We start from the raw sequence: 14,599 nt of genomic DNA on the forward strand, positions 1-14,599 counted from the left end.
ATCGATGTTAAAAAACCTTAACTGAGCAAAAAGTGAGCCCGATCACATTGATGTAATCGCTTACACTTGCTGAAACCCTGAAATCCAGCATTTACAACCCAGAAAGGTCAAGTAACCAGTGAGGTATAGCACCCTCGAAGTTTCTGACAATGTCCTGTTTAACGCCTATCAGATGACGCTGAAAATAACGCATTTTCAGAAGAATAACTACGGCGATAAATTCCTAAATAGCCGATATATAAAGCGTTTCAAATTGTAAGCGTTAACACATCAGCAGCGTACAAGCCGAAAGAAAGTGTAGTTGAGTTAAAAAAATGTGCAGAAGGAAAAAACGCCATGAAAAGGAAGCAGGACAGGCAAAAAAAAGCCCCGCCAGATGGCGGGGCTTTTCAGTGATGCGTCAGCCTTACAGGCCCGCAGCCTCACGCAGCTGGGCAGCTTTGTCGGTTTTTTCCCAAGGGAAATGCTCGCGACCGAAGTGACCGTAGGCAGCGGTTTCTTTATAGATAGGATGCAGCAGGTCCAGCATCTGAATCAGGCCGTAAGGGCGCAGGTCAAAGAACTCGCGCACCAGCAAGGTCAGCTGTTCAGTAGACACTTTTTCTGTGCCAAAGGTCTCGACCATGATAGAGGTCGGCTCAGCGACGCCAATCGCATAGGAAACCTGAATCTCACAACGATCGGCCAGGCCCGCGGCCACGATGTTTTTGGCAACATAGCGGGCGGCATAGGCGGCTGAACGGTCAACTTTAGACGGATCTTTACCAGAGAATGCGCCGCCACCGTGACGGGCCATCCCGCCGTAAGTATCGACAATGATTTTACGACCGGTCAGGCCGCAGTCACCCATCGGGCCACCGATAACAAAGCGGCCAGTCGGATTGATGTGATATTTAGTGGATGCATTCAGCCACTCGGCAGGCAGGACAGGCTTGATGATTTCTTCCATCACCGCTTCCTGCAACGCTGTCTGTGAGATGTCTTCGCTGTGCTGGGTTGACAGCACGACGGCATCAATCCCAACAATTTTACCGTCGTCGTACTGGAAGGTCACCTGGCTTTTAGCATCCGGGCGCAGCCATGACAGCGTGCCGTTCTTACGCACTTCAGCCTGGCGCTGAACCAGACGGTGCGCATAGGTCACCGGTGCGGGCATCAGAACATCAGTTTCGTTTGTGGCATAGCCAAACATCAGGCCCTGGTCACCCGCGCCTTGCTCCAGCGGATCGCTACGGTCAACGCCCTGGTTGATATCCTGAGACTGTTTGCCAATTGCGCTTAACACTGCGCAAGAGTTGGCATCAAAGCCCATATCGGAATGAACATAGCCGATTTCACGAACGGTATTACGGGTGATTTCTTCGATATCGACCCAGGCACTGGTGGTGATTTCGCCGCCAACCAGCACCATACCGGTTTTCACGTAAGTTTCGCAGGCCACACGCGCTTTCGGATCCTGTTCCAGGATGGCATCAAGCACGGCATCAGAAATCTGGTCGGCGATTTTATCAGGATGTCCTTCGGATACGGACTCGGATGTAAAAAGATGTTTAGCCATTATGTTCTTTACCTTACCAATGGTTTGAATTCGACTGCATAGCGCAAGTGAGTATTAGCTGACTTAACGCCCCTTAAGGCAAAGCCGTGAGCAGTCAGGTAGTGTCAGCACGCAGGCCAACACCGCCTGGATATTAACCTGTTTAGATGGAAAACCATCTGGACGTCTATTTTAGGTTACGGGGTGAGCGAATTACCAGCCCTTTTTGAGGTTACGCTGTTAACTTTATGCTGCGCAGTGGATAATTCTGTTTATGGCGGAGGCATTAAGCAAATAATCTCTTTGCATTTTTTGTGCGCAAAATGTATAAAACGCCGCTGCGTTCTCAGCAGAAAAAAAAGGATGACGTGCTAGCGCGTCGCGCCTGTCAGACAACTGTCTGGCTTTCACCCTGATGCTTTTCCACATGTCTTTGACCTGTGCGGAGGTGATACGAGTTATGAGCCTTATGTTCCCACTCACGGGTTCTTCGCGTGCTGGCGTTGCGCCGGCGTTATCCTGTTTCCCACCTTTATTTCTCTTCTGCCGACATTTTATTGGTTTCGGTAATTATCCCGACACAAGCGCTGGCTAACCTCTGACGCGATAGCGGTTTATATCGCCCAGGCTGCGAGCGTCGTCAATTATTCGCGACCCTTTTGCACCTGACATGGCTGAGTGTTTTACACTTAGGTATTCAACGATGCATCGTGCGGGTTCGCGACGCAGACAGAGCATGACGTAATATGTGGCAACGAATTTTCAGACTTCCGACCTTTGAGTCGGTTTACATTATTATCTTTCAACGGAAAATTGAGGTTCGCGATGTCTGACGGCATGAAGAATATCAAGGGTTCGTCAGCTGGCGAACAAGGTGCACTCCGCTCAATGCAGGAGGTGGCGATGAACGATCAAGACGCCAGCCTGATGCTGCGAACGTATAACATTGCCTGGTGGGGCAACAACTACTATGACGTCAATGAACTGGGTCATATTAGCGTCTGCCCGGACCCGGATCGCCCGGATGTGCGCGTCGATCTGGCTAAGCTGGTCAAGGAGCGAGAGGCACAAGGCCAACGCCTGCCCGCACTGTTCTGTTTCCCCCAGATTCTTCAACACCGCCTGCGCTCCATTAACGGGGCGTTTAAACGTGCGCGTGAGTCTTACGGCTATACCGGTGATTACTTCCTGGTTTATCCCATCAAAGTTAACCAGCACAAGCGCGTGATTGAATCTTTGATTAACTCCGGCGAACCGCTGGGCCTGGAAGCCGGTTCAAAAGCCGAACTGATGGCGGTGCTGGCCCATGCCGGGCAGACCCGTTCAGTGATTGTGTGTAATGGTTACAAAGATCGTGAATATATTCGTCTGGCGTTGATTGGCGAGAAGATTGGTCACAAGGTTTATCTGGTACTTGAGAAGATGACCGAAGTGCGCATGGTGCTGGAAGAAGCGGAACGCCTGAACGTGGTGCCACGTCTGGGTATTCGCGCCCGTCTTGCTTCACAAGGCTCCGGTAAATGGCAGTCGAGCGGTGGTGAGAAATCCAAATTTGGTCTGTCTGCCACCCAGGTCCTTAAGCTGGTCGACATCATGCGTGAAGCCGGTCGGATGGACAGCCTGCAGCTTCTGCATTTCCATTTGGGATCGCAGATGTCTAACATCCGCGATATCGCCACCGGCGTACGTGAGTCAGCACGCTTTTATGTTGAGCTGGCGAAACTGGGCGTCAACATTAAGTGCTTTGACGTCGGCGGTGGTCTGGGCGTTGACTATGAAGGTACCCGTTCGCAGTCCGACTGTTCGGTTAACTATGGGCTGAATGAATATGCCAACAATGTGATCTGGGGAATTGGCGCGGCCTGTGACGAGCATGGTCTTGAGCACCCAACGGTTATCACCGAATCCGGTCGTGCAGTCACGGCGCACCACACGGTGCTGGTGTCTAACATCATCGGCGTTGAGCGTAACGAATTCAGTAAGCCAGAAGCGCCAGATATTGAAGACGCGCCTCGTCCTATCCTGAGCATGTGGGAAACCTGGCAGGAGATGCACGAGCCGAACACCCGCCGCTCCCTGCGTGAATGGCTTCATGACAGCCAGATGGACCTGTTTGATATCCATACGGGTTACTCATCGGGCACTTACAGCCTGAAGCAACGCGCGTGGGCAGAGCAACTCTATCTGAGCATCTGTCACTATATTCAGCAGCATCTTGATCCCAGCAACCGTGCACACCGTCCTATTATCGACGAGCTGCAGGAACGTATGGCGGACAAGATCTACGTTAACTTCTCGCTGTTCCAGTCAATGCCGGATGCGTGGGGCATTGATCAACTGTTCCCTGTGCTTCCGCTGGAAGGCTTGAATAAAAAGCCGGAACGTCGCGCCGTGTTGCTGGATATCACCTGTGACTCAGACGGCACCATCGATCACTATGTGGATGGTGATGGGATTGCGACAACCATGCCGATGCCGGAGTACGACGTGGACAATCCACCGATGCTCGGCTTCTTTATGGTGGGCGCTTATCAGGAAATCCTGGGCAATATGCACAACCTGTTTGGTGACACCGAAGCGGTTGACGTGTTCGCGTTCCAGAATGGGGAAGTGGAAGTCCAGCTGTCGGATGAAGGCGATACCGTAGCCGATATGCTGCAGTATGTTCAGCTTGATCCAAACGAACTGATGACGCTGTTCCGTAAGCAAATTCAGACCTCCGAACTGGATGACGAACTGCGCGAGCAGTTCCTGCAAGAGTTTGAAAGTGGTCTGTATGGTTACACCTATTTAGAAGACGAATAAAGCCCCGCGAAGCGCTTGCAGCTCGCCGGGACATTGTTGATAATCGGCAGCAACTCATCCCTTCCTCGTCGGGCCTAACGACGCGGGAGGGATTTTTTTTATCTCAACCTTCATGGTGCGCGGGCCAGACCCGACTCAAGCACAGACAGAGGACGACTTATGTACAATACCCTTGGCAATCAGTACGACAATTCACTGGTTTCTAATGCCTTTGGTTTTATGCGTTTCCCGGTAAATTTCCAGCCTTACGACAGCGATGCAGAGTGGGTGATCACCGGCGTGCCCTTTGATGCGGCCACCTCGGGCCGTCCGGGCAGCCGTCTTGGCCCAGGCGCTATCCGTCAGATCTCGACCAATCTCGCCTGGGAAGGTTGCCGCTGGCCGTGGGAGTTTGACCTGCGTCAGCGTCTGAACGTGGTGGACTGTGGCGATCTGGTTTATGCCTTTGGCGATTCACAGGATCTGTCTGACAAGCTGCAGGCCCATGCAGAGAAACTGCTGGCCAACGGCAAACGTATGATGACCTTCGGTGGCGATCACTACGTCACGCTGCCTCTGCTGCGCGCGCACGCGAAGCACTTCGGTAAAATGGCGTTGGTGCACTTTGACGCGCATACCGATACCTACTCTAATGGCCCAACGTTTGACCATGGCACCATGTTCTTTACCGCACCGAAGGAAGGGCTGATCGATCCTCAGCACTCGGTGCAGATTGGTATTCGCACCGAGTTCGACAAGAGCCTGGGCTTCAACGTGCTGGATGCCGCTCAGGTCAACGACCGTAGCGTGGACGATATTCTGGCTGAAATTAAACGCACCGTTGGCGATCTGCCGGTCTATCTGACATTTGATATCGACTGTCTGGACCCTGCACATGCACCGGGCACCGGTACGCCGGTCATTGGCGGTTTGACCACTGATAAAGCGACCAAGCTGATTCGGGGTTTACAGGGCATGAATATCGTGGGGATGGATCTGGTGGAAGTTGCACCGGGTTACGATCACGCCGATCTGACGGCTCTTGCCGCGGCCACCCTGGCGCTGGACATGTTGCACGTCCAGGCTGCCAACAAGGGCTGAGGTGACAGGGGGATAACCTCAGAGTTATCCCTCTGATAACGCGTTATTTAGCGTCTGCGGCAATGCGATCGCGAATGTGCTGAGCACGAGCTTCCGAGTCAGGATGCGAGTCAAACATAGAGCTTTGACGGCCCTTCTCCAGTTTTGCCAGTTTTTCAAAGCTGGTTGCCAGCCCAACGGGATCAATACCGCGCTTCTTCAACAGGCTGTAGGAGTAGTCATCGGCCTGTGTTTCCTGTGTCTGCGAGAACTGCGCATTCACCAGTTTTTCGCCCAAATCACCCAACTGTGACTGTGACAGCGAACCAATGATCCCGCCAGCCGAGGCTGCCGCAGTACGTGCTGCCGTCGTGGTGAAGGCGACCTGCATCGCTTTGCGCGTATGGCCCAGCGCAACGTGGCCCATTTCGTGTCCCAGCACCGCCTCGACCTCATTGTCGGTCATCATATCCATTAAACCGCTGTAGACGCGGATGCAGCCGTTGGCCATGGCCCATGCGTTAACATCTTTGGTCTGATAAACCTTGTAGTTCGCCGGGATGCCATTGATGTTGTCACCCAGCGCCGCAGCGATTTTGTTCAGACGTTGCTGGTATTCGCTGTCAGCCGGTGCCACCTGGTTTTCTTTGTCCATCTGGGCGCAGGATTGATCGCTGAGCTGCTTAACCTGAGCATCGCTCAGGGTGTAAGCCTGGAAAGCCTGTGCGCCCGACTGCAGCAGACCATCACTGTTTACGCCTTCACAACCACTTAGCAATGCAACCAGGCCCAGAGCCAGTGCCGTTTTTTGAATTTTCATTCTGTCGTCCCATAAGTAACAAGATAAAAAACAATCACCTGAATCTGTGCCAGGTGGTTGAACCAACAGGTTATAGTTCGCGATAAGCCATTTTGCTAGCAGACATTACTGGAAAAGCCAGACGAAGCGGGAACATTTAGCGTTTTACCACATTACTTTTGCCCCGTTTTTCATGTACATTGTGGTGAAACTTTCCCCCGTGCTTTGCCCGATAGCTGATTAATTACAACAGGTTAAGGCGCAAATCATTAATCCGAACTGGAGTAGAAGATGCCCTCTCGTAAAGATCTTGCCAACGCCATTCGCGCGTTAAGTATGGATGCAGTGCAAAAAGCTAAATCGGGACACCCGGGTGCCCCGATGGGCATGGCGGATATCGCCGAAGTATTGTGGCGCGGCTATCTCAATCATAACCCAACCAACCCACACTGGGCCGATCGTGACCGTTTTGTGCTGTCTAACGGCCACGGCTCCATGCTGATTTACAGCCTGCTGCACCTGACCGGCTACGATTTACCGATCAGTGAGCTGGAAAACTTCCGTCAACTGCACTCTAAAACGCCGGGTCACCCTGAGTACGGCTATACCGTCGGCGTGGAAACCACCACCGGTCCGCTGGGGCAGGGCATTGCCAACGCGGTGGGTTTTGCCATTGCTGAACGCACGCTGGCAGCGCAGTTCAACCGTCCGGGCCATGACATCGTAGACCATAATACCTGGGTCTTTATGGGTGACGGCTGCATGATGGAAGGCATTTCACACGAGGTTTGCTCGCTGGCGGGTACGCTGAAGCTGGGCAAGCTGGTGGCATTCTATGATGACAATGGCATTTCAATTGATGGTCACGTTGACGGCTGGTTTACCGATGACACCGCTAAGCGCTTTGAAGCGTACGGCTGGCACGTGGTACGCGGCGTAGATGGTCACAACGCCGATGCTATCGCCAAAGCGATTGAAGAAGCGAAAGCCGTTAGCGACAAGCCTTCACTGCTGATGTGCAAAACCGTTATTGGTTTTGGTTCACCGAATAAAGCCGGTACCCATGACTCACACGGCGCGCCACTGGGCGATGACGAAATTGCACTGACCCGTAAGCAGTTAGGCTGGGAATATCCTCCTTTCGTGATTCCTTCAGATATTTATGCTGAATGGGATGCTAAAGAAGCGGGCCAGGCCAAAGAAGCGGCGTGGAATACCAAATTTGCAGCCTATGCTAAGGCTTTCCCTGAGCTGGCCGCTGAGTTTACCCGCCGCATGAGCAATGACCTGCCAGCTAACTGGCAGCAGGAATCACAGAAGTTTGTCGAGCAGTTACAGGCGAATCCGGCGAAAATTGCCAGCCGTAAAGCGTCACAAAATGCTATCGAAGCCTTTGGTAAAATCCTGCCAGAATATCTGGGCGGTTCTGCTGACCTGGCACCAAGTAACCTCACCATCTGGTCAGGTTCTAAGCCAATCAATGAAGACGCAGCCGGTAACTATATCCATTATGGCGTGCGTGAGTTTGGTATGACCGCCATTGCTAACGGTCTGGCGCTGCACGGTGGCTTCCTGCCTTACACCGCAACCTTCCTGATGTTTGTTGAGTATGCGCGTAACGCCGCCCGTATGGCTGCCCTGATGAAAATTCGTCAGATCATGGTTTATACCCACGACTCCATTGGTCTGGGCGAAGATGGCCCGACTCACCAGCCGGTAGAGCAGATGGCAAGCCTGCGCACCACGCCAAACATGAGCCTGTGGCGTCCGTGTGACCAGGTTGAATCGGCGGTTGCGTGGAAATATGCCATCGAGCGTAAAGACGGCCCAAGCGCACTGATCTTCTCTCGCCAGAATCTGGCACAACAGGATCGTACCGCGGAGCAGCTGGCAAACGTCGCGCGTGGCGGTTACGTGCTGAAAGACAGCGCAGGCACGCCAGAGCTGATCCTGATTGCCACCGGTTCCGAAGTTGAACTGGCTGTAGCCGCGTATCAGAAGCTGACCGATGAAGGCCGTAAGGTACGTGTGGTCTCCATGCCCTCTACCGATGCCTTCGACAAGCAGTCGGCTGAATATCGTGAATCGGTCCTGCCAAAAGCCGTTGCCGCACGCGTTGCGATTGAAGCCGGTATTGCAGATTACTGGTTTAAATATACCGGTCTGAACGGCGCAATCATCGGCATGACTACCTTTGGTGAGTCAGCGCCAGCTGAGAAGCTGTTTGAAGTCTTTGGCTTCACAGTAGATAACGTGGTAGCGAAAGCCAAAGCGTTGCTGGCATAGTAAAGAGAGGCAGGCGAGTGAATGCGCGCCTGCCTTCTGATTAAAGGGGGCGGAATCCGTCCCCTTATTAACCAAATTATTCCTCCAGTAATAGCGATTTTTTGCCCGTTTTTGTGACGTAGATCCAAAAATAAGCAGCGCCCTTGATCGCAATCATTCCCGTTATTCCTTCCTTCCATTATCCTTGCTGAACCGTTTCAGTTTGGGCCGCTTTGCTCTGTCCCGGGCTAAGAATCTCCTGTACAAAATGCAGCGAAACGCTCAGGCTATCAGCACCTTTTTTTCAGTCTGGTTTGGCAGGAGAAAGATGACCATTCGGGTAGCGATAAACGGCTTTGGTCGCATTGGACGCAACGTGTTGCGTGCACTGTATGAAACGGGGCGCCGCGCTGAAATTACGGTGGTGGCGGTTAACGAACTGGCTGAAGCCGCAGGCATGGCGCACCTGCTGAAGTACGACACCAGCCATGGACGTTTTGCACTGGATGTCCGTCAGGAGCGTGACCAGCTGTGGGTCGGGGACGATATTATTCGCATTCTGCACCAGGCCGGACTGGATGAGCTGCCCTGGCGCGAGCTTAACGTTGACGTGGTGCTGGACTGTACCGGCGTTTATGGTTCCCGCGACGATGGTGAAGCCCATTTGCGTGCGGGGGCGAAAAAAGTCCTGTTTTCCCATCCGGGTGGTAACGATCTTGATGCAACCGTGGTGTACGGCGTCAACGAGCAGGAGCTGAAACAAACGGACTGTATTGTCTCTAATGCATCCTGTACCACCAACTGCATCATTCCGGTGATTAAGCTGCTGGATGACGCCTTTGGTATCGAGTCGGGCACAGTAACGACCATCCATTCGGCGATGCACGATCAGCAGGTGATTGACGCTTATCACAGCGATCTGCGCCGTACGCGTGCGGCCAGTCAGTCTATCATCCCGGTCGATACCCGATTGGCGGCGGGCATTACGCGTATTTTTCCGAAATTTAACGATCGCTTCGAAGCCATTGCGGTTCGCGTGCCGACGATCAACGTGACAGCCATTGATCTCAGCGTTTCTGTACGCCAGCCCGTACGGGCCTGCGAGGTTAACGCCTTGTTGCAAAGCGCGGCAGAAGGGGCATTTCGTGGTATAGTTGACTATACGGAATTGCCGTTAGTCTCAGTAGATTTCAACCATGATCCGCACAGTGCCATTGTGGACGGTACACAAACGCGGGTCAGCGGTCAGCATCTGATCAAAACCCTGGTCTGGTGTGACAACGAATGGGGCTTTGCTAACCGAATGCTCGACACAACGTTAGCGATGGCCGCAAGCGGTTTCAGGTAAGACGCGGTTTGCGTCTGGCAAAACTTATGAGAATCAACGAGAGGGTTCACCATGTCCGTAATTAAGATGACCGATCTGGATCTTGCTGGCAAACGCGTATTAATTCGCGCCGATCTCAACGTACCAGTGAAAGAAGGGAAAGTGACGTCGGATGCACGTATTCGTGCTTCACTGCCAACTATCGAAGCGGCGTTGAAACAGGGCGCCAAAGTGATGGTTACCTCTCACCTGGGTCGCCCGACCGAAGGTGAATACAACGAAGAATTCTCACTGCTGCCAGTAGTGAACTACCTGAAAGAAAAACTGAACGGTACTCAGGTTACCCTGGCGAAAGACTACCTTGACGGTGTCGACATCGGCGCAGGTGAACTGGTGGTACTGGAAAACGTGCGCTTTAACAAAGGCGAAAAGAAAGACGACGAAGCGCTGTCTAAGAAATATGCTGCGCTGTGCGACGTCTTTGTGATGGATGCGTTTGGTACCGCGCACCGCGCCCAGGCATCGACGCACGGCGTCGGTAAATTTGCGCCTGTCGCCTGTGCAGGTCCACTGCTGTCTGCAGAACTGGAAGCGCTGGGTAAAGTGATGAAAAGCCCTGAGCGTCCGCTGGTGGCCGTGGTGGGTGGTTCTAAAGTATCGACCAAATTCGATGTGCTGCAGTCGCTGGTGAAGATTGCTGATACCGTGATTGTCGGCGGTGGCATTGCGAATACCTTTGTCGCGATCGACAACAACGTGGGCAAATCGCTGTACGAGCCAGACTTCGTTGAAGCGGCAAAAGGCCTGCGCGATCAATATGGTATTCCTGTTCCAACCGACTCCCGTGTTGGCACGGAATTCTCTGAAACTGCCCCAGCAACCGTGAAAAAGGTTTCAGAAGTCGCAGATAACGAAGAGATTATGGACTTCGGCGATGAGACAGCCCAGGCCATGGCGGACATTCTGAAGAATGCTAAAACCATCCTGTGGAATGGCCCGGTTGGCGTGTTTGAGTTCCCGAACTTCCGTAAAGGCACTGAAATCGTCGCTAACGCCATTGCGGACAGTGAAGCCTTCTCTGTCGCGGGCGGCGGTGACACGCTGGCTGCCATCGATCTGTTTGGGATCGAAGACAAAATCTCCTATATCTCTACCGGCGGCGGTGCCTTCCTTGAGTTCGTTGAAGGCAAAAAACTGCCTGCCGTAGCCATGCTGGAAGAGCGTGCGAAGCAGTAATCCTTTGGGGGCGATGCCCTGCGGCATCGCCTGAAAACTCGCCCAAAACAGGGCGTTTAAATCGCTGTCCCCGTATTGGGGATAACCGGTCACGAAACAGGACACAATCATGTCTAAAATTTTTGATTTCGTAAAACCCGGCGTTGTCACTGGTGATGACGTTCAGAAGATCTTCAAAGTAGCGAAAGAGAACAAATTCGCTCTGCCAGCGGTCAACTGCGTCGGCACCGACTCAATTAACGCTGTACTGGAAGCTGCCGCGAAAGTAAAAGCGCCGGTTATCGTACAGTTCTCCAACGGTGGTGCTGCATTCATCGCCGGTAAAGGTTTTAAAACAGACAAGCCACAGGGCGCAGCGATTTTCGGTGCTATCTCTGGCGCACATCACGTGCATCTGATGGCTGAACAGTACGGCGTGCCGGTTATCCTGCATACCGACCACTGCGCCAAGAAACTGCTGCCGTGGATCGACGGCCTGCTGGACGCGGGCGAAGAGCACTTCAAGAAAACCGGTAAGCCACTGTTCTCTTCTCACATGATCGACCTGTCTGAAGAGTCACTGGAAGAAAACATCGAAATCAGCAGCAAATACCTGGCGCGCATGGAGAAAATCGACATGACCCTGGAAATCGAACTGGGCTGCACTGGTGGTGAAGAAGATGGCGTAGATAACAGCCATATGGACGCTTCTGCACTTTACACCCAGCCAGAAGACGTAAACTACGCGTACGAAAAACTGAATGCGATCAGCCCGCGTTTCACCATTGCGGCATCCTTCGGTAACGTGCACGGCGTTTACAAGCCAGGCAACGTAAAACTGACCCCAACGATTCTGCGTGATTCACAGAAATATGTTTGTGAAAAACACGGTCTGCCGCACAACGCGCTGGACTTTGTATTCCACGGTGGTTCAGGTTCATCTGCTGCAGAAATCGAAGAGTCTATCAGCTACGGCGTGATCAAGATGAATATCGATACCGATACCCAATGGGCAACCTGGGACGGCATCCTGCAGTACTACAAAAAGAACGAAGGCTATCTGCAGGCGCAACTGGGTAACCCAGAAGGCGCAGACAAGCCAAACAAGAAATACTACGATCCACGTGTATGGCTGCGCTCTGCTCAGGCATCCATGGTGGTGCGTCTGGAGCAGGCGTTCAAAGAACTTAACGCCGTTGACGTTCTGTAAGCATCACAACGCACTCGTCTGAGTTCGCGAGAACGCCGGATGAATGACGCAGTCCCGATCGTCCGATCGGGACTTTTTTTTATCCTTTCCGCTTACCCCCGGTTTCATTTCTTCTTACAGGGCGACACTTTCTGACCGGCTGTCACAACCTCATCGCACCGTCCCCGGTATGCTTTGTCTCTGAGTTAACCGATGAGGGCGATTTTATGGCAGTCAAACGCATCGTCGCGAATATTCAGGGCAAAAATACGGAAGAAGCCAAACGCTTTTATGGTGACATTCTCGACCTGAAGCTGGCCATGGATCACGGATGGATTGTGACCTGGGCTGCGGAGAATGCTATGGCGCCCCAGCTCAGCATTGCGCTGGAAGGCGGTGCAGGCACGCCTGTGCCGGACTTGTCCATTGAGGTCGATAATCTTGATGAGGTGTACCGACGCGTTGTCGCCGCGAGGCTAACGGTGGAATATGGGCTTACGGAAGAAGCGTGGGGCGTCCGTCGTTTTTATGTCCGCGATCCTTTCGGCAGGCTCATTAATATCCTGAGCCATGTGCAGTGAGCAAAACCGTGGCTTCTGGGGCACTGATGAGTAATTGTGCAAAGCCGTCTTAATATGTCACTCATTTTGGCGCCTGGCTAAATAATTGATTACCCTTAACCCTTGGGTGTCGGATTACATCTGGCAGTTTTTGTTTTTCCCCCGTAGGGGGAACCATCAACAGGGCTTACAAATGGAAGACTTGAATGTTGTTAATGGCATCAACAGTGCCGGTGGCTGGCTGGTACATAACCAGGCACTGATTCTGAGCTATGCCGTCAATATCGTGGCGGCGATTGCCATTATCATTGTCGGCATGATCATTGCCAGAGTGATTTCAAACACGGTTAATCGGCTGCTGCGCGCGCGCCATATTGATGCCACCGTCGCCGATTTCCTTTCCGCTCTGGTACGCTATGGCGTTATCGCCTTTACGGTTATTGCTGCGCTGGGTCGTGTGGGCGTGCAAACGGCCTCGGTCATCGCGGTGCTGGGTGCCGCTGGTCTGGCAGTCGGTTTGGCCTTGCAAGGTTCGCTCTCCAATTTAGCGGCTGGCGTGCTGCTCGTCACCTTCCGTCCTTTCCGTACCGGCGAGTTCGTCGATCTGGGCGGCGTAATGGGGACCGTACTCAATGTACAAATCTTCTCTACCACCCTGAAATCCGCCGATGGCAAAATTGTGGTGGTGCCGAACGGTAAAATCATCAGCGGCAATATCGTTAACTTTTCGCGTGAGCCTGTGCGTCGTAATGAATTTATCGTCGGAGTGGCTTATGAAGCCGATGTGGATGAGGTGATTGCTCTGTTGCGTGATGTCGTTGAAGCCGATCAGCGGGTATTAAAAGATCGTGGCATCCAGATTGGCCTGAACGAATTAGGCGCATCTTCGCTTAACTTTGTTGTTCGTTGCTGGAGTAATAGCGGCGATCTGCAGGACGTCTACTGGGATTTGCTGAAGAACTTCAAGCGTGCGCTGGACAGCAAAGGCATCGGCATTCCTTATCCACAAATGGATGTACATCTGCATCAGGTTAAACAGCCAGACAGCGACGTGACCGCGACCCAGTAAGTCGTGCGATGGGCGGCCCGTGCCGCCCATTAATTTCGTTAATGGCAGATTAAATTTTTCAATTTCCGCTAATCCAAACCGCTCTCTATAATCCCTGCATCTCACCGATGTAAGGAATAACATCCTGTGTTAACCATTTATTTTCAAGGGCTTGCTCTTGGGGCTGCGCTCATCCTGCCGTTAGGCCCACAAAATGCCTTTGTGCTGAACCAGGGCGTAAAGCGTCAGTATCATCTCATGACGGCGGCGCTCTGTGCGCTAAGTGATATCGCCTTAATCTGTGCGGGCATTTTTGGTGGCAGCGCGCTACTGAATCAGTCGCCACTGCTCCTGATGATGATTACCTGTGCAGGCGTTGCTTTCCTGCTGTGGTACGGCTGGGGAGCCTTGCGTACGGCGTTTAGCCGCAATATTGAACTGGCATCAGGGATGCACGCAACGCAAAGCAGAGGGCGAATTATTGCGACGATGCTGGCGGTGACCTGGCTGAATCCACATGTTTATCTTGATACCTTTGTGGTGCTGGGCAGCCTTGGTGGTCAGTTGCCAGGAACGACGGCGCGACAGTGGTTTGCACTGGGCACCATCAGCGCCTCGGTAATCTGGTTTTTTGGTCTGGCGCTGCTGGCTGCGTGGCTCGCGCCTTTACTGCAAACGGCGCGTGCTCAGCGCATCATTAACCTGCTGGTTGGGGCGGTAATGTGGTTTATTGCGTTTCAGCTTGCCCGACAGGTCATCACTGGGTTTTGAGCAAAAGGTAAACGAAAACCGGTT

11 protein-coding genes are annotated in these 14,599 nt (G+C 52.8%); 9 read left to right on the forward strand and 2 right to left on the reverse strand.

Annotation, left to right across the window (positions count from 1 at the left end; all coding sequences use genetic code 11):
- Positions 1-406 precede the first annotated feature (406 nt).
- Entirely contained in the window at positions 407-1,558 is a 1,152-nt protein-coding gene (metK, locus tag NR177_RS14300; RefSeq protein WP_063880829.1) for a methionine adenosyltransferase, read from the reverse strand.
- Between the two features lie 804 nt (positions 1,559-2,362).
- On the opposite strand from metK, the gene speA reads away from it, so the two are divergent.
- Positions 2,363-4,342: a biosynthetic arginine decarboxylase gene (speA, locus tag NR177_RS14305; RefSeq protein WP_074181035.1), complete on the forward strand. Its 1,980-nt coding sequence runs from the start codon at positions 2,363-2,365 to the stop codon at positions 4,340-4,342.
- A gap of 159 nt (positions 4,343-4,501) precedes the next feature.
- The gene (gene speB, locus NR177_RS14310; protein ID WP_063880828.1) at positions 4,502-5,422 is read left to right on the forward strand and encodes an agmatinase; all 921 of its coding nucleotides are present in this window, start codon (positions 4,502-4,504) and stop codon (positions 5,420-5,422) included.
- Between the two features lie 43 nt (positions 5,423-5,465).
- Here speB and NR177_RS14315 read toward each other — a convergent pair whose 3' ends face one another.
- Positions 5,466-6,221 carry a M48 family metallopeptidase gene (locus NR177_RS14315; RefSeq protein WP_063880827.1) on the reverse strand — a complete coding sequence of 252 codons (756 nt, stop codon included), beginning with the start codon at positions 6,219-6,221 and terminating at the stop codon, positions 5,466-5,468.
- Positions 6,222-6,491: 270 nt separating this feature from the next.
- Here NR177_RS14315 and tkt point away from each other — a divergent pair, with 270 nt between their 5' ends.
- From tkt to argO, 7 genes are all read left to right on the forward strand, one after another.
- Positions 6,492-8,486 (forward strand): transketolase, encoded by a 1,995-nt coding sequence (gene tkt, locus NR177_RS14320; RefSeq protein ID WP_063880826.1) that lies wholly within the window; start codon positions 6,492-6,494, stop codon positions 8,484-8,486.
- Positions 8,487-8,793: 307 nt separating this feature from the next.
- Positions 8,794-9,813: an erythrose-4-phosphate dehydrogenase gene (gene epd / locus NR177_RS14325; protein ID WP_241568284.1), complete on the forward strand. Its 1,020-nt coding sequence runs from the start codon at positions 8,794-8,796 to the stop codon at positions 9,811-9,813.
- A 51-nt stretch (positions 9,814-9,864) separates the two neighbouring features.
- Positions 9,865-11,028 (forward strand): phosphoglycerate kinase, encoded by a 1,164-nt coding sequence (pgk, locus tag NR177_RS14330; RefSeq protein ID WP_145394481.1) that lies wholly within the window; start codon positions 9,865-9,867, stop codon positions 11,026-11,028.
- A 109-nt stretch (positions 11,029-11,137) separates the two neighbouring features.
- Entirely contained in the window at positions 11,138-12,217 is a 1,080-nt protein-coding gene (gene fbaA / locus NR177_RS14335; protein ID WP_256853119.1) for a class II fructose-bisphosphate aldolase, read from the forward strand.
- A 206-nt stretch (positions 12,218-12,423) separates the two neighbouring features.
- Complete coding sequence (locus NR177_RS14340) at positions 12,424-12,777, forward strand: VOC family protein (protein WP_256853120.1); 354 nt, start codon at positions 12,424-12,426, stop codon at positions 12,775-12,777.
- 172 nt (positions 12,778-12,949) lie between these two features.
- Complete coding sequence (mscS, locus tag NR177_RS14345) at positions 12,950-13,825, forward strand: small-conductance mechanosensitive channel MscS (protein WP_063880822.1); 876 nt, start codon at positions 12,950-12,952, stop codon at positions 13,823-13,825.
- A 126-nt stretch (positions 13,826-13,951) separates the two neighbouring features.
- On the forward strand, positions 13,952-14,575 hold the full coding sequence (gene argO, locus NR177_RS14350; protein WP_145394483.1) for an arginine exporter ArgO: 624 nt from the start codon (positions 13,952-13,954) through the stop codon (positions 14,573-14,575).
- The last annotated feature ends 24 nt before the right edge of the window (positions 14,576-14,599 follow it).

This window comes from Pantoea sp. Fr+CA_20, assembly GCF_024520835.1.
Lineage (GTDB): Bacteria > Pseudomonadota > Gammaproteobacteria > Enterobacterales > Enterobacteriaceae > Pantoea > Pantoea allii.

Coding starts and splice junctions, on each gene's coding strand:
- speA (WP_074181035.1), top strand. CDS start 2,363: ATGTCTGACGGCATGAAGAATATCAAGGGTTCGTCAGCTGGCGAACAA.
- speB (WP_063880828.1), top strand. CDS start 4,502: ATGTACAATACCCTTGGCAATCAGTACGACAATTCACTGGTTTCTAAT.
- tkt (WP_063880826.1), top strand. CDS start 6,492: ATGCCCTCTCGTAAAGATCTTGCCAACGCCATTCGCGCGTTAAGTATG.
- NR177_RS14340 (WP_256853120.1), top strand. CDS start 12,424: ATGGCAGTCAAACGCATCGTCGCGAATATTCAGGGCAAAAATACGGAA.
- fbaA (WP_256853119.1), top strand. CDS start 11,138: ATGTCTAAAATTTTTGATTTCGTAAAACCCGGCGTTGTCACTGGTGAT.
- metK (WP_063880829.1), bottom strand. CDS start 1,558: ATGGCTAAACATCTTTTTACATCCGAGTCCGTATCCGAAGGACATCCT.
- epd (WP_241568284.1), top strand. CDS start 8,794: ATGACCATTCGGGTAGCGATAAACGGCTTTGGTCGCATTGGACGCAAC.
- pgk (WP_145394481.1), top strand. CDS start 9,865: ATGTCCGTAATTAAGATGACCGATCTGGATCTTGCTGGCAAACGCGTA.
- mscS (WP_063880822.1), top strand. CDS start 12,950: ATGGAAGACTTGAATGTTGTTAATGGCATCAACAGTGCCGGTGGCTGG.
- NR177_RS14315 (WP_063880827.1), bottom strand. CDS start 6,221: ATGAAAATTCAAAAAACGGCACTGGCTCTGGGCCTGGTTGCATTGCTA.